Source organism: Clostridiales bacterium, assembly GCA_017569285.1.
Classification (GTDB): Bacteria; Bacillota; Clostridia; order Christensenellales; family Aristaeellaceae; genus Aristaeella.
In genome coordinates this window covers 1,320,674-1,340,138 of record CP069419.1, presented here as the reverse complement: position 1 = coordinate 1,340,138, position 19,465 = coordinate 1,320,674, and the positions used below count along the sequence as shown (strand labels likewise).

At 61.1% G+C, this 19,465-nt stretch carries 13 protein-coding genes; 11 read left to right on the top strand and 2 right to left on the bottom strand.

Annotation, left to right across the window (positions count from 1 at the left end):
• Positions 1-4 precede the first annotated feature (4 nt).
• Positions 5-2,437, bottom strand: coding sequence for a hypothetical protein (locus JNO48_05785; protein ID QTE69408.1), 2,433 nt, complete (start codon positions 2,435-2,437; stop codon positions 5-7).
• A 159-nt stretch (positions 2,438-2,596) separates the two neighbouring features.
• Between JNO48_05785 and JNO48_05780 the strand changes: the two genes are divergently transcribed.
• Positions 2,597-3,667 (top strand): endonuclease, encoded by a 1,071-nt coding sequence (locus JNO48_05780; GenBank protein QTE69407.1) that lies wholly within the window; start codon positions 2,597-2,599, stop codon positions 3,665-3,667.
• A 12-nt stretch (positions 3,668-3,679) separates the two neighbouring features.
• On the opposite strand, the gene JNO48_05775 is transcribed toward JNO48_05780, so the two are convergent.
• Positions 3,680-4,495 carry an MBL fold metallo-hydrolase gene (locus tag JNO48_05775; GenBank protein QTE69406.1) on the bottom strand — a complete coding sequence of 272 codons (816 nt, stop codon included), beginning with the start codon at positions 4,493-4,495 and terminating at the stop codon, positions 3,680-3,682.
• 211 nt (positions 4,496-4,706) lie between these two features.
• Between JNO48_05775 and JNO48_05770 the strand changes: the two genes are divergently transcribed.
• The 10 genes from JNO48_05770 to JNO48_05725 all read left to right on the top strand — a co-directional run bounded on the left by JNO48_05770 (position 4,707) and on the right by JNO48_05725 (position 19,447).
• Positions 4,707-6,185, top strand: coding sequence for a sodium/proline symporter (locus JNO48_05770; GenBank protein ID QTE69405.1), 1,479 nt, complete (start codon positions 4,707-4,709; stop codon positions 6,183-6,185).
• 166 nt (positions 6,186-6,351) lie between these two features.
• Positions 6,352-7,023 (top strand): amino acid ABC transporter permease, encoded by a 672-nt coding sequence (locus JNO48_05765; GenBank protein ID QTE69404.1) that lies wholly within the window; start codon positions 6,352-6,354, stop codon positions 7,021-7,023.
• Complete coding sequence (locus JNO48_05760) at positions 6,992-7,663, top strand: amino acid ABC transporter permease (protein QTE69403.1); 672 nt, start codon at positions 6,992-6,994, stop codon at positions 7,661-7,663. The genes JNO48_05765 and JNO48_05760 overlap by 32 nt, the downstream gene beginning before the upstream one ends.
• A gap of 30 nt (positions 7,664-7,693) precedes the next feature.
• Complete coding sequence (locus JNO48_05755; protein QTE69689.1) at positions 7,694-8,464, top strand: amino acid ABC transporter ATP-binding protein; 771 nt, start codon at positions 7,694-7,696, stop codon at positions 8,462-8,464.
• Between the two features lie 363 nt (positions 8,465-8,827).
• A complete protein-coding gene (locus tag JNO48_05750) occupies positions 8,828-9,655 on the top strand; it encodes a cysteine ABC transporter substrate-binding protein (protein ID QTE69402.1) in 828 nt (275 codons plus the stop codon).
• Positions 9,656-9,831: 176 nt separating this feature from the next.
• Positions 9,832-11,454: a hypothetical protein gene (locus tag JNO48_05745; GenBank protein ID QTE69401.1), complete on the top strand. Its 1,623-nt coding sequence runs from the start codon at positions 9,832-9,834 to the stop codon at positions 11,452-11,454.
• Positions 11,451-12,752: a hypothetical protein gene (locus JNO48_05740; GenBank protein QTE69400.1), complete on the top strand. Its 1,302-nt coding sequence runs from the start codon at positions 11,451-11,453 to the stop codon at positions 12,750-12,752. Before JNO48_05745 ends, JNO48_05740 begins: the two co-directional genes overlap by 4 nt.
• Positions 12,727-13,356, top strand: a complete 630-nt coding sequence (locus JNO48_05735) for a response regulator transcription factor (protein ID QTE69399.1) — start codon at positions 12,727-12,729, stop codon at positions 13,354-13,356. Before JNO48_05740 ends, JNO48_05735 begins: the two co-directional genes overlap by 26 nt.
• A 102-nt stretch (positions 13,357-13,458) precedes the next feature.
• Positions 13,459-17,805, top strand: coding sequence for a hypothetical protein (locus tag JNO48_05730; GenBank protein ID QTE69398.1), 4,347 nt, complete (start codon positions 13,459-13,461; stop codon positions 17,803-17,805).
• A gap of 145 nt (positions 17,806-17,950) precedes the next feature.
• Positions 17,951-19,447, top strand: coding sequence for a family 43 glycosylhydrolase (locus JNO48_05725; protein QTE69397.1), 1,497 nt, complete (start codon positions 17,951-17,953; stop codon positions 19,445-19,447).
• Positions 19,448-19,465: the final 18 nt, after the last annotated feature.

Genomic DNA, 19,465 nt, shown 5'->3' with positions numbered 1-19,465 from the left:
CATCTTATTCATTGTCCCATAACGGGCGGTCATCCTCCCAACCGTGATACCGCCTTTTTCCACGAAAAGCATGCTGCTTCCTGTAGCAGCTGTCGCAGAGCCGGTACGGCCAGTTCCACGGCAGCTGACGCTTGCAGGCGCGGCATGTTTTTTGCTGCAGCCGCTGCGTGGACAGGATATGGACGATTCCCCCGGAAATCAGGTCCTTCCGGCGCTGGATTTCGTCGAGCAGCCGGTCCGGCCGGTCCAGGAACAGCCGGACATAGTTGTAATACAGGTCACAGCGGCGGTAATCCGCCTCCAGCATATCCAGCATCTGGACGGTGCAGCTTTCCGGCTCGCGGATCGGCGGCATCTCCGGCAGGACGTCGATATGTTCGCGGCGGGTTTCCGCCTGGTACATCAGCTTCCAGCGCTGCAGCAGGTCCGGATCCGTCTCATCGAACGGGATGCACAGGAACCGGTAGAGCAGCTGCTTGTCCGTGTGGCGGGTCTCCATCATGGAGGCCAGCAGGGCCATCCGCGTGGCGGAGGCCTTGGAGAAGCATTCCTTGTCCTGCATGTTCAGCCACTGGTTGATGGTTTCCGTCAACGTCAGCGGGAGTCCCAGCAGGGATTCCGGGAAGCGGATGACCGCTTCCGTCAGGGGCATCAGCGGGCGGGCCAGCCCCTGCGCGATCATGCTCCGGAAGCCGAAGGCGTTGACATAGCCGATATCGTAAATCCCGTAGCGCCCCGCGCGGCCGGCAATCTGCTTGATCTCCGCGTCCGTCAGGGTCCGGGTGGTATCCCCGTCATATTTTTCGGATTCCAGGAAGACGACCCGCTGGATCGGCAGGTTCATGCCCATGGCGATGGCGTCGGTGGAGACCACCACGTCCGTTTCGCCCTGGTGGAAGCGCTCCGCCTGGTTCCGGCGGACATCCGGCGGCAGCGCACCGTAGATCAGGGATACCCGGAATCCGCGGCCGCGCAGCTCCGCGGCGACCGCGTGCACCCGCGCCTTGGAAAAGACGATCAGCGCGTCGCCGGGACGGACGGATTCCGGGAACCGGAAGCCCTCCTTTTCCACTTCCAGCGGGGTCATCCGCTCATGGCGGACAATGGACAGCTCATCCCCGCACTCGAGGATCATCCGGGTCAACAGCGCCTCGGCATCCGGCGAGGCGCAGGCGTGGATTTCATCCGCGCACAGGCCCAGGACCGCCGCAGTCCACGCGCCGCCGCGGTCGCGGTCCGAGATCATCTGGCATTCGTCGATGACTGCGATATCATAATGCGTTTCGAGGTCCGCCATCTCCACCGTGGAGGACTGGACCCGGCTGTCCGGCACGCGGATCTGCTCCTCCCCGGTGACCAGGGAGCAGGGGACGTCCTGCATGTTCAGCGTTTCAAACTGTTCGGCGGCCAGCAGGCGCAGCGGCCCGAGGTAAATCCCGCGCCGGGCCCAGCGCAGGCGCTCCACGCCCTCATAGGTTTTGCCGGAGTTGGTGGGGCCCAGGTGCAGGATAAACTTCCGGTGCATGCTCCGGGCCATGGGATACAGGTCCCTGTAGTGCTCCGGGATCGCGTGGAGCAGCGCCGTGCGGAGCTTCCGCTCCTTCGCGAAGGCTTCATCCGCCTGCTGCTGCAGGCGGGTCAGGGACGGGTTCGTCCGCATCAGCCGGATCATGCGCGGGGCGGTGAACCGTTTCTTAAGGGCCTTGACCAGGTCGTTCTTCGCATCCTCCACACATGCCTGCACCCGGTTGCCGGTGGTTTCCCCCGTGGGGGAGAACGGAACGGATTTGCATGCGGAGAGCTCCGGATACTCCCGGAACAGCTCATCCTGCAGGAAGCGGGTGAGGCTGGCCGGATGGAAAGCCTGGTTGATCACCGGGAGGGTCAGCCCCCGGGCAAAGACCGTGTCCATCAGGCGGGGAATGATATGCTCCGCCCGGGAGAGCTGCACGGCGTACATCCGGGCCAGGTTCCCGGTCTGCAGGTAACGGGCGGTTTTCTGGTCGGCGGTTTTGGCCAGCTTTTCGGCCCGGGAGGCAAAGAACTCCTCCGGGGCATTGTTCATGATGAGGTCCCGGGCCCGGTGCGCCTTTTCCGGCGACACGCGGCTCTGGGATACGGCGCGCAGGAAGCCCAGGCGGATGTCATTCCCGCGGGAAAGCTCCTGGCGGATCAGCGGCGCGAGGCGGTCAAACTCCGCCCGCTGCCAGGAAAGGGGCAGCTCTCCCCGGGACAGGGCCTGGTCCACGCTGTCCCTGCGGCGGATCGCGGCCAGCGTGTTGCCGAACGCGGAGCTGCGCAGGTAGGCTTCCTTTTCATCGGGCTTCATGCTGCGGGTGATGACGCGGACCTTGTTCAAGGCATGCTGGTACAGCCACGCGTCCCGCTCCTTGCGCAGCTCCCGGATATACGCCGCGAGGGCGTCCGGACGGTCCATATGATCACCTCCCCGATGGATCTAACCAGATAATTCGACACAGGCCGCGGAAGTGCCTGCCGGAAAAACGGCCGGCCGGGACAAAGTGCCGCGGACGTGGTATAATCATTGCAGAAACCCTGAACAACTGAAAAAACCTGTCCAAAGGAGGACCGGAATATGAAAAAAGTCCTGAAAATCATCGGCGGGATCATCCTGGCGCTGGTCATTGTGCTTGCCCTGGCGCTGGGCGTGCTGACCATCACGGAATACCGCCCCGCGGCCACGGAAACCGTGACTGCGGACCACCCGGTGCCCGCCGTCCTGAAGGCGGGGGATCCCATGACGCTGGTGATCTGGAATATCGGATACGGCGCGCTGGGCGACAACGCGGATTTCTTCATGGACGGCGGAACCGGTGTCTATACGGCGGACCGGGACCGGGTGCAGCAGAACCTGGCCGGAATCCGGGAGACGCTGGCGGGGCTGGATGCCGATATCATCGCACTGCAGGAAGTGGACATCGGATCGGACCGCAGCTACCGCACGGATGAGCGGGAAGCGCTGCGGGACGTGATTCCCGGCGGGTCGGAAGCGTTCGCGTATAACTTCAACTCGCTGTTTGTCCCGTATCCGCTGCCGCCGATCGGCCACGTGGAAAGCGGCCTGGTGACGCTCAGCCGCGCGGAGGCCCGGGAAGCGGAACGGATTTCCCTGCCGTGCCCGTTCTCCTGGCCGCTGCGGATTGCCAATCTGAAGCGGTGCCTGCTGGTGAGCCGCTTTCCGGTGGAAGGCACGGACCGGGAGCTGGTGCTGGTGAACCTGCACCTGGAAGCCTATGACAGCGGCGAGGGCAAGGAAGCCCAGACGCGGCAGCTGCTGGAACTGCTGCGGGACGAATATGGGAAGGGCAATTACGTGATTGCCGGCGGTGACTTCAACCAGCTGTTCAGCAATGTGGACAGCCCGTATCCCGTTTACAGCGGCATGTGGCAGCCCGGCATCATTGACGCGGACACGTTCATGGGCGGCTTCTCCCTGCTGATGGATCCGGCGGTGCCGACCTGCCGGTCGCTGGACCGCGCGTACGCGGGGGAGAATCCGGACGGTTTCCAGTTTTACATGATTGACGGGTTTATCGTATCGGACAACGTCCATCCGGACGGAATCAAGACGCTGGACCAGGGCTTCGTCCACTCGGACCACAATCCGGTCCGGCTCCGGTTTACCCTGGAGGGGGATGCCGACTGACCCGGCCAGCGGTTATTTCGCGGCGTCGAATACCAGCACCCAGTCCCGGGCGGGACAGGTGACCTGCCGGGTGCGGACCGGGCTGTTCATATCCACGGCGGGCGCGGAATCCAGCCGCTCATCCGTCATATAGTCCATATATTCCCGGAGCTCCGCGCCTTCGCGCGGGGCCGGCTGATGGGAGCAGAGCACATGGGAGATGCCTGCTCCCGTTTCTTTTTCGATTGCCGGAAGAACGGCCCGCATGTTTTTCCGCCAGGTAACCACACCCAGCGATTCCGGGAACCACATCCAGGTGCAGGGATTCCAGTCGTCCCCGGTCAGCAGCAGGCCGTACTTCGGAACGAACGCCATGACGCTTCCCGGCGTATGCCCGGGAACCTGGACGGCCAGCACCTCCAGGCCGCCGGGATTGTAAAGGCGGCAGGGGAAACCGGCCAGCGTGCGGTCCCAGGCCACCGGCTCCGGATCCGGGATGGGCGCGGCCATGAAATCCTCCGGCGCGCGGAGGCCTTTGGCGGCAGCCTGTTCCAGCACCCGGGCGCGCTGGGCATCCGCGGTCCGGAGGCGGAATACCGGCAGGTCCTCTGCGCTCATCTGTACGGACGGGAACCAGCGCGCGCCGAGGGCATGGTCATGATGGCCGTGGGTCAGGAGGACGTCCACGGGACGGGAAGTGAGCGTGCGCACATACGCGGCAGCGTCCTCCAGCCCGTAGCCGGTATCGATGAGGAGCGCCCGCTCCGATCCTGCAAGCAGCGTGAAGCTGACGCCCATCGCGTCGGTGATATGGAAAATGCCCGGGAATACTTCCTGACTGGTGAACATGCTGAAGCCCCCTGCGGATGAATATGCAAAGATTATACTATTGCCGGTTTCCGGTGTCAAAGACGCCCGGCCCCGTAAACCTGCCGATATATAAGGCACGGAAGGTTGTACAGACGTTGTTTTCTTTTTCCGGAACGGGTTTTATCCAAGAAAAAATATAGTATACTGTATGCATTATTTCCGGCAGAGGCCGGAGTGGAGGAGAAATACCATGAACGTGACCAACTGGACAGAAGCGATCGTATTTATCGTTTACCTGGTATTTATGATCGGTGTCGGACTGTTCTTCTTCCTGCGCAGCAAGGGCGCCGGCGAGAAGGAATACTTCCTGGGCGGCCGGAAGATGGGCCCCTGGGTCAGCGCGCTTTCCGCGGGCGCCTCGGACATGAGCGCCTGGGTGCTGATGGGCCTGCCGACCGCGATTTATGCCAAGGGCCTCGGCCAGGTGTGGATTGCCGTGGGTCTGGCAATCGGCTATGCGCTGAGCTGGCTGTTTGAGGCGAAACGCCTGCGGGCATTCTCCATCGTATCGGATGACGCGATCACGATTCCCCAGTACCTGACCCGCCGGTTCAAGTCCAAGTCCTACGCGCTGCAGGTGGTGTGCGCGGTGATCTTCCTGATCGCCTATACCATCTATGCCGCGTCTTCCATTTCGGCTGCGGGCACGCTGTTCAACAAGGTGATCGGGCTGGATACCACCGTGGCCATGTACCTGGCGGCGGCGATCATCATCGGCTATACCTTCCTGGGCGGTTTCTCCGCCGTGTGCTGGACGGACTTCTTCCAGGGCCTGCTGATGCTGGGCGCCCTGCTGCTGGCTCCGCTCTTTGCCCTGAACCTGATGAATATCACCCCCGAGGCGATTGCTGCGGAAACCCCGGCTTTCTACAATCCCATCACCAGCTGGCAGGATATTGCCTCCGGCCTGGGCTGGGGCCTCGGATACTTCGGAATGCCCCATATCATCATCCGCTTCCTGTCCGTGCGGTCCCAGAAGGATATCCGCAAGTCCGCGGGCATCGGCATCTCCTGGACCACGCTGATCCTGATCTTCGCGGCGCTGGTCGGTATCTTCGGACGCCAGATGCTGGCGTATGACGCGGAAATGGTGAAGAATGAGACCGTGTTCATCACGATGGTCCGGCAGATGTTCCCGGCGGTGATCTCCGGCATCCTGCTGTCCGCGATCCTGGCGGCTTCCATGTCCACGGCGGACAGCCAGCTGCTTGCCGCGGCATCCGCATTTTCCAGCGACGTGTACAAGCCCATCGTGCGGGGCAACAAGGCCAGCGACCGTGAGATGCTCTGGACCGGCCGCATGGTCGTGCTGATCATCGCGGTGGTGGCGCTGGTGATCGCAACGAACCCCGAATCCGGCACGATCATGAGCCTGGTTTCCAACGCATGGGGCGTGTTCGGCGCCGCGTTCGGCCCGGTGATCCTGCTGAGCCTGTTCTGGAAGCGGCTGAACTTCTTCGGCGCGCTGAGCGGAATCGTGGCCGGTGCGGCGGTGGATATCGCCTGGCTGGCTTTCCTCGCCGGTACCGGACTGTACGAGATCATCCCCGGTTTCGCGGCCGGCCTGGTCGTGGCGGTGGTGGTTTCCCTGGTGACGAAGAAGCCCTCCAAAGAAGTGGAAGAGCTGTTCGAAGCCGGCGTCCGTTACGAGGATCCGGCCCAGGCATAAGCCGCACGGATTCACGGAAAACCATGAAATCCAGGGGAGCGGAGTTTCCGCTCCCCTGTTTTTGCGGCCGGAAACAGAAAAAGTGCATTCCGGCTATTTGCTTTTTCTATCGGTATGATTATGATGGATAACCATAAAGGGCATTTTGCCGGAAAGGAAGGATCGCGTGGACTGGTTGTTTATCGGCGCGCATGTGCCGGATTACATCGGCGGCGCCTGGGTCACCCTGCGGTTCGGCCTTTACGGGGTGGCCTGCTCGATGGTGCTGGGGCTGCTGTGCTGCCTGGCGCAGTATTTCCGCGTTCCGGTCCTGCGGCGGATTGTGGGGGCGTATATCGAAGTCGCCCGGAACACTCCGCTGCTGGTGCAGCTGTTTTTCCTGTACGCGGGACTGCCGCGGATCGGTATCCGGTTCAGCGCGCAGGCCTGCGCGGTGATCGGCCTGACCTTCCTGGGCGGCGCCTATATGGCGGAAGCGTTCCGCAGCGGCCTGGAGGCGGTGGACCGCTCCCAGACGGAAGCCGGGCAGTGTATCGGCCTGACCGCGGCCCAGAATATCCGCTTTGTGATTCTCCCGCAGGCGCTGGCCACCGCCGTGCCCGCGCTGTTTGCCAATATCATTTTCCTGATCAAGGAAACCAGCATGTTCTCGGTGCTCGCCATGATGGACCTGATGAATGTGGCGGATACCCTGCGGACCAGCGGCGGACGCACGATTGAGGTGCTGTTCATGCTGGTGGCCGCCTACCTGGTGCTCCTGCTCCCGGTTTCCCTGATCGCGACGCTGGTGGAAAGGAGGCTGCGCTATGCAGGATTCGGGAATCGCCATCCTGCTTAAGGGAATCAACTTCCAGCGCCTCCTCGGCGGGCTGTGGGTCACGCTGCGCATCGCGCTGGTCAGCATCGGCCTTTCCTGCGCGCTGGGCCTGCTGTTCGGCCTGCTGATGCTTTCCCGCCGGAAGGTCGCGCAGGTCTTCTGCCGCGTATGGCTGGAGATCGTCCGGTTTATGCCTCAGCTGGTGCTGCTGTATATCGTGTATTTCGGGTTTGCCCGGCTGTTCGGCTGGGACCTGGACGGGGAAACCAGCGGAATCCTGGTGTTCACCTTCTGGGGAGCGGCGGAGATGGGCGACCTGATCCGCGGCGCGCTGACCTCCATCCCGCTGCACCAGACGGAATCCGCCGCCGCGATCGGCCTGACCCAGTGGCAGATCTATCGGCATGTGCTGATTCCGCAGATGCTGCGGCGCCTGCTTCCGCAGGCGATCAACCTGTCCACCCGCATCATCAAGACGACCGCGCTGGTGAAGATGATCAACGTGACCGAGGTCCTGAAAGTCGGGCAGCAGATTATCGGACAGTTTTACCGGTCGCCGGACGCGGCGTTCTGGATCTATTTTGTGATTTTCGTGATGTATTTCCTGGTTTGCTGGCCCATCTCCATGCTGGCTAAACGGCTGGAAAAGAAATGGGCGTGAAAGGGAAGGTGAGACCGGATGAATGAACCGATTCTGCGGGTGAAGGACGTTCATAAATCATTTGACGAAACCGGTGTGCTGCACGGGGTCTCCCTGGACATCCGGGAAGGCGAGGTCGTGGTGATCGTCGGGCCGAGCGGATGCGGAAAGAGCACGCTGCTGCGGTGCATCAACGGACTGGAAACCATTGACAGCGGGGAAATCTTCCTGCGGGGGGAGAAAATCTCCGGCCGGACGAAGGACCTGCACCTGGTCCGCCAGAAGATCGGCATGGTGTTCCAGAGCTATGACCTGTTCCCCCATATGAAGGTGATGGACAACCTGCTGCTGGGCCCGGTCCGCGCGTTGGGAAGGCCGCGGGAAGAGGCGGAGAAGGAAGCGCTGGAAATGCTCGCACGTGTCGGGCTCCGGGAAAAGGCGGACGTCTATCCCCGCACCCTGTCCGGCGGGCAGAAGCAGCGCGTGGCGCTGGTGCGCGCCATGATGATGCATCCGGAAATCCTGCTGCTGGATGAGATTACCGCCGCGCTGGACCCGGAAATGGTCAGCGAGGTGCTGAATGTGGTGATTGACCTGGCCCGGGGCGGCATGACCATGGCGATTGTGACGCATGAGATGCGGTTTGCCGAGGCCGTGGCCGACGAGGTGCTGTTCCTGGAGGACGGCGTCGTTGTGGAGCAGGGCCCTCCTGAAAAGTTCTTCCACGCGCCGGAGACGGAGCGTGCACAGCAGTTCCTGAAGAGCTTTACCTATTCGTTCAAAAAATCTGAAGTACAGCCAAAAAACAATCCGGAGGATTGACAAGGCAGTCTGCCGGCATTATAATCCACTTAACCTATCGGAATGATAGGAAATGAATCAGGAAGGAGACGGAACCGTGAAAAAGATGTGCATGTGTCCCTGTATGATGTGCTGTTCCATGAGTCCGTCTCATCCGGAGCGCGGCTGACGCGCGCAGAAGCAGGCGCTTTTCCGGGAGCCGGACATGATCGTTCCGGCTCTTTTTCTGTGCCGGAGGCAAAGAACCAACGGAAAGGATGACGCGGATGATTCACACCCGAACGGCGAGGGATCGATGTTCCGGCGCATGCACATGAAAAGGGAACAATCCAGACGGAGAAATAAAGAAAAAAAAACGGATAAACGAAAGGAAGGTAACCCGATATGAAACTGCTGAACAAAGTATTTGCCCTGACCCTGGCCCTGGTCCTGCTGCTGGCCGCTACGGCCGCTTCCGCGGAAGGCTTCCGCACCCTGGATGAGATCAAGCAGAGCGGAAAGATCACCGTCGGCCTCTTCTCCGACAAGAAGCCCTTCGGTTATGTGGACGAGAACGGCGAATACCAGGGATATGACGTCTACCTGGCCCGCCGGCTGGCCGCCGACCTGGGCGTGGAGCTCGACATCGTGTCCCTGGATGCCCCGAACCGCATTGAATACCTGCAGTCCTTCAAGGTGGACCTGGTGCTGGCGAACTTCACCTACACCGCGGAACGCGCCGAACAGGTCGATTTCGCCCTGCCCTACATGAAGGTCGCCCTGGGCATCGTCAGCCCGGACAGCGCGCTGATCACCGAAGCGGAACAGCTGAACGGACAGCACCTGATCGTTTCCAAGGGCACCACCGCGGAGACCTACTTCACCAACAACTATCCCGAAGTGATCCTCGACCGGTATGACAGCTACACCGAAGCATACCTGGCCCTGCTGGACGGCCGCGGAGCCGCCCTGTCCACGGACAACACCGAAGTGCTGGCCTGGGCGATTGAGAATCCCGGATTCACCGTGGGCGTTGAGTCCCTGGGCGACCTGGACACGATCAACCCCGCCGTTTCGAAGGGCAATGAAACCCTGCTGAACTGGGTCAACGACGAAATCAAGGCGCTGGGCGAAGAGAACTTCTTCCACGCGGATTATGAAGCGACCCTGCGGGAAACCTACGGCGAGAACGCGGATGCGGACAGCCTCGTGGTGGAAGGCGGCGTCATCTGAGTTTCCGGAACCGAAAACCGGGGCTGTCTCATCTGAGGCAGCCCCTTTGTAATCCCCGTTATTTCTGATAGGGACAAGACCTGCCGGATGATGTATAATACAGGCAGAATCCCGGAAGACAAATGCTTTCATAAAAATCCTGAACCGGGGAGCAGTCTGCAAAGGAGGCGCCGGAGATGCTGGGCATCGGGAAAAGGAATCTCTGCCTGATCTGCCTGTGCGCCCTTTTGAGCGGTGTCCTGCACATGGCGCTGTATGACGTGGACTTCTTCGATGGTTTTACCCAGCTCTACTGCGCCGCGTTTTCCCTGATCTGGGGCATTTCCATCCAGAAACGGATCACGGATACCCGCCTGCGCCGTTTCCTGCTGGCGATCGTATTTTCCCTGGTCCTGTACGTGATACTGCAGGCCGCCAAGTACAACCTCTTTCCGGAAAGCATCCCCATGAGAAGGTACCTCTGGTACGCATTCTACCTGCCCTTCACCATGGCGCCGGCTTTCTGCTACCTGACGGCCGTCAGCGTGCACCGGCCGCCGGAGGAACGCCTTCCGGCCCGCGTCTTCCTCATCCCCGCCGCCTGTTTCCTGGCGGGGCTCATCATCCTGACCAACGACCTTCATTTCCTGTTCCGGTCCTTTCCGGACGGCGTTATGATCGACAACGGTTCAGAGAAGAAAGGAATCCTGTCCGATCCGATCTATGCCCTCGTTTTCCTGACCTATGCCGCCGCCATCATCATCATGCTCCGGAAAGGCCGGCATATCGAAAACCGCAGGCTCCGCTGGCTGCCGCTCGTCCCGCTGGGCATGGGCATTGCCTACTACCTGCTGTATTCCCTGAAAATCGATTCCCGCCTGTTCGGCATGCGCATATGGAATATCGGCGAGGTCCTGGTGTTCTGCCTGGTCGGTTCGCTGGAGGCCTGTATCCAGGTGGGGCTGATCCCCGCGAATACCGTTTACGGGGAGCTTTTTCCGCTGTCCGGCCTTTCCGCTGTGATCCGGGACACGGAGGGCGCCGTGCGTTTTTCCTCCGGCCCGGATCCCGAGCCGTCCTCCGGCAACGCATGGCTGCAGCAAATGGACCATCCGATCGCCGGGGGATCCGTGGAGTGGACGGTGGATCTTTCCCCGCTGCATGAACTGAACCAGGCCATCGGGGACGCCGCCCAGCAGCTGGAGGCCCGCAACGCGTACCTGGCGGACGAGGCCAAGGTGAAGGAAGAGAAATCCGCCCTGGAAACCCGGAACCGGATCTATGAGCATATCATGCATGCCGTGCAGCCCCAGCTGGACAGCATCCACGAACTGCTGGAGCAGAAGGAGCCTCCCTTTGATTCCCGCCTCCGGCAGATTGTGCCGCGATGCACCTATATCAAACGCCGCAGCAATATGGAGCTGCTGGCGGAAAAGGACGGAACGCTCCCGCTGGAAGAGCTGTCCATGGCCGTGCTGGAGATGACGGAGACGCTGAAGCTCTGCGGCGTCAACGCGATCTCGGTATCCGGCGCCCACGGGGACCTGCCGGCTCCCGTGGTGGTGGACGCCCTGCTGCAGATCCAGCGGATTATCGAAGCGTTCGTGAACGTCCTGTCCGACCTGATGATCGTCCTGAATACGACCGCTGACCCGGAGGGCCTGTCCGTCCGCGTCATGCTGAGCACGCACGACTGGTATACCATGCCGGAGTTTGCCCCGTGGAGCGACGGCGGGTTTTCCCGCGAGGTTTCCGTAAGCGGGGAGAGCACGGACCTGATCCTGCAGCTGGCCTATGGGAAGGGGGTCGGGCTTCCATGATTGCCTCCTCTTTTTCCTGGTCCTGGGCGGCCATCGCCTGGCTGCCGCTGTTTATGACCGCCGTGGTGGTTTCCACGCTGCTGTACCGCCAGAAGCGCGGCCTGCTCCTGGCCGCAGCGCTGGCGCTGACCGCCGGATGCTACCTGATGTTCCAGATCGCCATTCTCAGCGCCTGGGACGGGGTGTCCTTCAATGCGGCGGAGACGTCCCTCAGCTGGATCCTTTCCCGGCCCGTTTCCGTCCACATCGGACTGTACGCGGCGGCGGTCCTGGGCCTGGCCGGACTGATCCTGGCCGTGCGCCGCCGTGACCGGAACCGGATCACCCCGATGTCCGTCAAGGAGGCGGTGGACAGCCTGCCCACCGGGGTCTGCATCTGGCTGCCCGGCGGCCAGACGATCATGACCAACCGGACCATGGAACGGTTCTGCCGGGCGGCGACCGGGGAAGCGCCCATCAACGGGGAACGGGTATGCCGGCAGCTGCGGGACGGAAGCCTGCAGGACGGATGCGAACGGATCATGGCCGGGGATATGCCGGTGATCCTGCTGGCGGACGGGACGGTCTGGTCCGTCTCGGTGAGTGACGAAAGCTTCCGCAGCACGCCGGTCCGCCGCCTGCTGGTATCGGAGATTACGGAAACCTACCGCAAAACACAGTCCCTGCAGGAAATGCAGCAATCCCTCGCGGCGCTGAACGAACGGCTGACCGCCTACAACCGGGAGATCGTCGCACTGACCGCGGAGAAGGAACTGCTGAACGCCCGGGTGCGGATGCACGACCAGATGGGTGAAGACCTGCTGACCATGAAACGCTATCTCCGGGAAAGCGGGACGGAAGAGGACCGGCAGGGAATCGAAGCCATGCTGCGCCGGAACATCACCTTCCTGAAGACCGGGTTCAATCCGGTCCGCCGGGATGAATATGAAGTGCTGGCGGAGACGGCCGAAAAGCTGGGCGTGCATATTTCGGTGACCGGGGAACTGCCGCAGGCAGAACCCTGGAAGCATATTGCGGTCACCGGGCTCCATGAATGCTTTACCAACACCCTGCGCCACGCCCGGGGCGACCGCCTGGACGTGGATGCGGAAAAAACGGAGAACGGACTGCGGATCTCCTTTACGAACAACGGAATCCCGCCATCCGGTCCGATATCGGAAAAGGGCGGGCTGGCCGCCCTGCGCGGCCTGGCTGAACAGGCCGGCGGAAGGATGTCCATCTCGGTGGATCCCGTATTCCGGCTGACTCTTGAACTGCCCGGGGAGGTGCATCATGCCGTACAGAGTATTGATCGTTGACGACCAGGTCGTTCCCCGCCAGCTGTTCCAGGCAATCATCGCCGCGACGGACCTCTATGAGATCGTGGACATGATCGACACAGCGTCCGTTGCGGATACCTACTGCGCCCGGGGAGACGTGGACCTGGTGCTGATGGACGTGGTGATGAACGACGGTTCCAACGGGCTGGACGCCGCGGAGCGGATCCGAAAATCCTATCCCAGGGTCAAGATCATCGTCGTCACGTCCATGCCGGACGCCGCCATCCTTCGCCGCGCCCGGGCGATCGGCGTGGATTCCTTCTGGTATAAGGAAGTCCAGGCCCATCCCATGCTGGAAGTCATGAACCGGACCATGGCCGGGGAGCGGATCTGGCCGGATCATCCGCCGGTGATGCAGCTGGGCATCGCCCGGAGTACGGAGTTTACCGAGCGGGAGCTGGACGTGCTGCGCATGCTGGCTGACGGGCTGACCGACAAGGAGATTGCCGAGCGGCTCTTCCTGAGCATCACGACGGTCCGGTACCACGTGGGCAACCTGATGAGCAAGACCGGCCTGTCATCCCGGACCGAACTGGCGGTCCAGGCGGTCCGCAGCGGAATTACCGTTCCGGGAATTCAATAAATACTGTTGTTTCTGACAGGGTCAACCGAATTCCTCCATGCTACAATCACAGTGAAGACATTGTGCGTTGTCCATCATTCATCAGAACAAGGAGGAGTTCGAATGAAGAAACAAAGGCTATTTGCACTGATCATGGCCCTGGCCATGCTGCTGACGCTGGCGCCAACGGCCGCAACGGCAACGGCGGTTGGCGCGGACTACTGCCCGGCCAGCGCAACGGGCGGGCATAACTGGGTGTGGGAAGAACACGAGCCCACCTGTACGGAAGACGGCTACGCCTGTATGCGCTGCAGCCTATGCGGGGCTACTACGGACTACGATCCGATCGGCGCCCTGGGGCATTCGCCCCTGAGCGTGGATGCGAAGGAGCCGACCTGCGAGGAAAGCGGGTGGCATGCCGGCGCCCGCTGCAGCCGCTGCGGCGCGACGCTGCAGGGATTAGAGTATATCCCTCCTATCGGGCACAAATGGGACAACGGTGTGGTGACGAAGCCCGCCTCCTACACGGAAGAGGGCATCCGGACATATACCTGCCAGAATGACCAGAGCCACATCAAGCGGGAACCAATCCCGATGTGGACTCCGTCGCCGTCGCCGACGCCGACGCCCACCCCGACGCCGACGCCCACCCCGACGCCGACTCCAACACCAACTCCAACACCCACTCCAACTCCAACACCAACTCCAACACCCACTCCAACGCCGACTCCAACCCCGACACCGAGACAGGAACCGGCACCGGCTGCGCATGTGCATAACTGGGGTGAATGGAAGATCGACAAAACCGTCCATGCCAGCTGCATCCAGCGGGAAATGCTGTACCGGACCTGCAGCGGCTGCGGCGAGACCGAATACCGCTACGGCGATTACGGCGACCACGTCTGGGGAGAATGGCACCAGGTGCAGGCGCCGACTCCGGAAAAGACCGGCCTGGAGGAACGCGTCTGTGAGATTGATCCCAGCCACATGGAGCAGCGGGAGATTCCGCCGACCAATCCGGTTCCCGACCTGAATCCATCGCTAACCGCTTCCGTTTCCTGGGCGGAAGATGCCGGTAAGGGGAAACGATACTACGAGGCGACCGTATATGTGGACGGTATACTGACCAATACCGGCAATTGTGAACTCCGGTTGTGGCTTGCTCAGGATGAGGTCGAACGCATCAGCAGCGTTTCGGGCGGCGCTGATGCAGGCGACGGTACCTTCCATTTGATGCCCGGCCAGTCCATTACGTTCTCGAATATCCCGTACGGGGTATATGAGAAAGAAGTGGATGCGGGAGTCCTGAAAGATCATTTTGGAATCGGTGACCGTGCATTCTATTGGGACGGCACGGAGCACGACGAAAATTATGACTATTGGAAGACGCAGATGGTCGTTTGCAACAGTGCAGACTTCAGCATCCCGCTGACCTACCCGGACGGCATGGAAGAACTGCATCCGTCGCTGACCGCTTCCACTTCCTGGGCGGAAGATGCCGGCGAGGGGAAACGGTACGCCGGTGCGATCGTATATGTGGATCATATTCTGACCAATACCGGCAACTGTGACATAATGCTGTCACTTACTGAGGATGAGGTTTTTGGTACGTTCGTCAACGGAGAAATGATTACTGGTCCGATCATTAACTATGGGGAGGATGGCCCTGACTACTTGAAGCCCGGCCAGTCCGTCACGTTCTCGAAGATCCCGTACTGGGTAAGTCAGGAAGAAGCTGACGCAGGAGTTCTGAAAGATTCGTGGGGATTTGGCCGTGGATACTATGACAACTCACCGGACGATAACAGTAATGATTGGGTGGAACTCCCTTGGTGCGAAACAGAATTCAGCATCCCGCTGACCTACCCGGACGGCATGGAAGGGGAAGAACCGCATCCGGAACTGACCCTGATCCATGAATATGACGATCCGAATCAGGATATCTATGAACCGGACGGTAAGGTCCAGTCCCACCACACGCTCATGAATACCGGCAATGTTGTGCTGACCGTGGAGCTGGCCGCCGACGGCGTGGATGAGGAACTGAAATTCACGCTGGTTCCGGGTGACTGGTTCTCCGGCCCGTGCACCCTTTCCGACCTGGGAAGCCATGTGGCCCCCGGCACGGAAACCGAAGAGCTGATGGGAACCGTGCCCCTGGTATACCGGTATATCGGTTATGACAAGGATACCGGCGAAAAGCTGTGCGAATCCAATGCGGTTGAGCGCACCTACAAAGTCAGGAAGCCCGGACCGGCGGAATGGCTGATTCCGGACGAGAGCGATATGACGATAACGATGTTGGTTAAACCGGGCTATGAATCTGCGGATCCGGCGGGTTACCGGCTGGGAGAAGTTTGGTGGATAATCCTTACTGAATACAACACCGGAAAAGTACCCATTACAGTGACAAACACACATGATCCATATGACGGCTTTACTTCTGAAATAGAATATACGATTATGCCCGGCGAATCCAATGAGTGGTGGTTCTGGATGTGGGGAAAAGTTACCGAAGCAGACGTGGCAAAGGGTTCTTTCTACTACCCACCCGCTGAGATTACCTTCACTGATCCGGAAAGCGGAAACGTAAAGACGGCATATTCCAATTCCCTGACACTGCCGGTGATCAACGATCCCGGCCTGGTGCTGGCCAAATCCGTGGCGAACACCCCGGCCAATTCCACCTTCTTCACCGAAGGGGAGGAAATCCAGTGGAAGCTGACCGTGACCAACAACAGCAAAGAACCGATCCGGAACGTGACCGTGACGGATCAGGGGAATACTGTGGGCAGCTTCCCCGAGATCGCAGCGGGCGCTTCCGTGCCGGTGGCGCTTCCGGGCCACCTTGTTTCGGAATATGACGTGCTTGCCGGCACGGTGAGCAATTACGCCTGCGCGACGGGCGAAGACCTGAAGGGTACGGCCCATACCTGGGTCAGCAATATGGCACAGGCGCCGACCAGCGAGTGGTCGGAGACCATCCTGACTACTGAGAAGGATAAGGACGGCGGCGAACTGAAGAAGGGCGGCGGTGAAACCAAGAAGGACGACGCCGGCGATCCGAAGGGACCGATTTACGGCCTGAAGGTCGGCGCGGCGGCGGTGAAGGCCGAAGCCCATGCTCCGGCAAACGGCCTGTACTATGAACTGAATGAAGCCGTGGACTTCGTGATCACGGTGAAGAATACAGGCGCGGTCCCGCTGGAGAACGTATATGTGCTGGACAGCCTGGGCGGCTTCATGCCGATCGGCTCGATCACAGCCATCGATCCCGGCAATGAGGAATCCTTCCCCTTTACGTGGACCGTTACGCAGGGGGATATCGACAAGGGCTACGTGCTGAACAGCGCGACCATCGGTTATGAGTTCAACGGCGGCATTGCCGGCACACCGGTGAAGAGCAACTATGTGATCGTTCCGGCCGGAGAGAAAGGGCCCGACATTGTGACCGGCATCATGACCGGCGGCGGCCTGACCGGCAGCAGTATTACCGGCGGCGGTATCTCCGGCGGCAGCATCACCGGCGGCGGGATGACCGGCATGATCACCGGCGGCAGCATTACCGGCGGTATCACCGGCAGCGGCAGCAGCCACTTCACGCCCATCCCGCCGACCGGCAAGGACGGCAGTACGGACGGCGGCGCTGCGGACGGCAGCACCGCGGACGGAAGCGGATCCGGCGGGGCTGTGAACTGTGAACTCCGGCTGGACCTCCTGGGCGGAACCGAAGCCCGGTACACCCTGCACGCCTGCGGCGAACATGCCGCTGCCGCGCAGGCCGCGGAAGCGGCCGGCAAGGCCGGAAATCCCACGGAAGCTGTGAATATCTGGCGCGAGGAAGTCAACAAGCTGTATGAAATCTTCCATGAAGCAGCGGACGACGAAGGCAAGGCCGCATTGATCCAGGAGCGCGCGGTGTTCTTCGACTTTGCGAACGCGCAGCAGGCGCTGCTGGGCGACGAAGCCGCCGCGGAGCTGCTGCGGCTGAAGTGCACGCAGATGTGCTGCATCATCCATACGCTGCCCGCGGAACTGCCTGACAGCCTGGCCGGCAGCTATGCGAAGATGGTCAGCGGTCCGGCATACAGCCTGAGTGAGCGCATTATCAGCGAACTCAACGGCAGCGACAGCGACGTGACCGAGCACTACGGTGCCGGCGAAGCCCCTGCACTGGGCGACGTGATGAACCTGCTGCGCAGCGCAAAGCAGTACAACTACGACGAAGTTTTCCTCCGCGGACAGCGGATCTGGCAGGTTGCCCTGGACGGCACTGTGAACGAAGCCTACAAGGCGGCGGACAAGGACGCCCGCAAGCGGATCGTGACCTGGCGCAAGGCGCTGGATACGCTCTACAGCGCGGAGAAAGCCCTGATGAACCTGATCTATCCCGACAACCGGACGACGGTGGAAGAAGCGCTGATGAACCTGTACCGGAACGCGGCGTTCGATATCCAAAAGATCCGGTAAAAATCCCCCTGAACGGCGGAGCGGAGGGCAGATGCCCTCCGTTTTTTCCTGATCTGGCGGCGGGAGATTCCGGCTCGGTGGCAATGCTTTTCCGGTTATGCTATAATGACGCCGGAAAAATATCCGATACCGGGAGGAATGCATCATGATCAGACGCGGGAGACCCTGGATCATCCGCATCGCGGCGGTCGTGTCGGCGCTGGTGATCCTGACACCGGGTTCGGCCTTTATGGAAGGAGTCCGGGACATTATGGCAGGCAAGGACATCAAGCTGATTGTATCGTACAAGAAAAAAGGAGAGAACAATCCCCTCTATACCCAGCGGTTCGGGGCGGACCCCGGCGTGATGGAATATGACGGGCGGCTGTACGTCTTTATGACGGACGACATCATCGAGCGGGATACCGCCGGAAATGTGAAGGAGAATTCCTACAGCCAGATCCGGTGCATCAACTGCATCTCCTCCGATGATATGGTGAACTGGACGGATCATGGGCGTATCCGCGTGGCCGGCGCCGGCGGGATCGCCCGCGGCGCGAACAATTCCTGGGCGCCGTGCGCCGCCCACAAGACGATTGGCGGGCAGGAAAAGTTCTTCCTGTACTTCTGCAACGGCGGCAACGGCATCGGCGTCCTGACTGCGGACAGCCCGACCGGCCCCTGGCGGGATGAACTCGGCAAGCTGCTGATTACCCGGAATACGCCGAACTGCGCCAATGTGACATGGCTGTTTGACCCGGCGGTGATGGTGGATGACGACGGCACCGGCTACCTGGCGTTCGGCGGCGGCGTGCCGAGCGGAAAGCAGGCAAGGCCCGGTACCGGGCGGATCGTGCGCCTCGGGGAGGACATGATGAGCCTGGACTGCGACCCGGTGGCGCTGGACGTTCCGTACCTGTTTGAGGATTCCGGCATCAACAAGATCAACGGGAAATACATCTATTCCTACTGCTCCAACTGGCAGACGGACGGAAACGCCCTGCGCCTGAGCAGCGGCGCGATCCAGTACATGATGTCCGACGACCCGATGGGCCCGTATACCTACGTGGGGGAACTGTTCCCGAACGAAGGCAAGTTCTTCGGCATGTACGGCAACAACCACCATTCCATCGCCTGCCTGAACGGGGAATACTACCTGTTCTACCACAACCGGCCGGTGGAAAAGGCCATGAAGATCAGCGGCAATTACCGCAGCCCGCAGGCGGACCGGATCACCGTGAACGAGGACGGGACGATGAAGGGTGTGATCGGCACGATGCGCGGAATCAGCCAGCTGAAGCCCTTTGACCCGTACCGGGAGGTCGATGCCGCGACCATGGCGCGGCAGGCGGGAATCCAGGTATCCGTGAAGGACTGGAAGACGTGGGTTACCACCAAGCCCGGCGCATGGATGACGCTGTCCGGCGTGGATTTCGGGGAAGGCGCGGCCCGGGTGAAGGTTTGTGCTTCATCTGCTTCCGGCGGCACGATCTATATCGCTTCCGGTTCACTGGACGGGGAAGTCGCCGGTCAGATTGAGATTCCGGCCGGTACGGAGGAGCCCGCAGAATTTACAGCAGAATTGAACCTCTCCGGCCAGGTGGATGTGTACTTTGTGTTTGACAGCAATATTGAGTTTTATTCCTGGCAGGCGGAACGGTAAAAACTCGGAATATCACAA

Coding starts and splice junctions, on each gene's coding strand:
- JNO48_05785 (QTE69408.1), bottom strand. CDS start 2,437: ATGGACCGTCCGGACGCCCTCGCGGCGTATATCCGGGAGCTGCGCAAG.
- JNO48_05780 (QTE69407.1), top strand. CDS start 2,597: ATGAAAAAAGTCCTGAAAATCATCGGCGGGATCATCCTGGCGCTGGTC.
- JNO48_05775 (QTE69406.1), bottom strand. CDS start 4,495: ATGTTCACCAGTCAGGAAGTATTCCCGGGCATTTTCCATATCACCGAC.
- JNO48_05770 (QTE69405.1), top strand. CDS start 4,707: ATGAACGTGACCAACTGGACAGAAGCGATCGTATTTATCGTTTACCTG.
- JNO48_05760 (QTE69403.1), top strand. CDS start 6,992: ATGCAGGATTCGGGAATCGCCATCCTGCTTAAGGGAATCAACTTCCAG.
- JNO48_05750 (QTE69402.1), top strand. CDS start 8,828: ATGAAACTGCTGAACAAAGTATTTGCCCTGACCCTGGCCCTGGTCCTG.
- JNO48_05745 (QTE69401.1), top strand. CDS start 9,832: ATGCTGGGCATCGGGAAAAGGAATCTCTGCCTGATCTGCCTGTGCGCC.
- JNO48_05740 (QTE69400.1), top strand. CDS start 11,451: ATGATTGCCTCCTCTTTTTCCTGGTCCTGGGCGGCCATCGCCTGGCTG.
- JNO48_05735 (QTE69399.1), top strand. CDS start 12,727: ATGCCGTACAGAGTATTGATCGTTGACGACCAGGTCGTTCCCCGCCAG.
- JNO48_05730 (QTE69398.1), top strand. CDS start 13,459: ATGAAGAAACAAAGGCTATTTGCACTGATCATGGCCCTGGCCATGCTG.
- JNO48_05725 (QTE69397.1), top strand. CDS start 17,951: ATGATCAGACGCGGGAGACCCTGGATCATCCGCATCGCGGCGGTCGTG.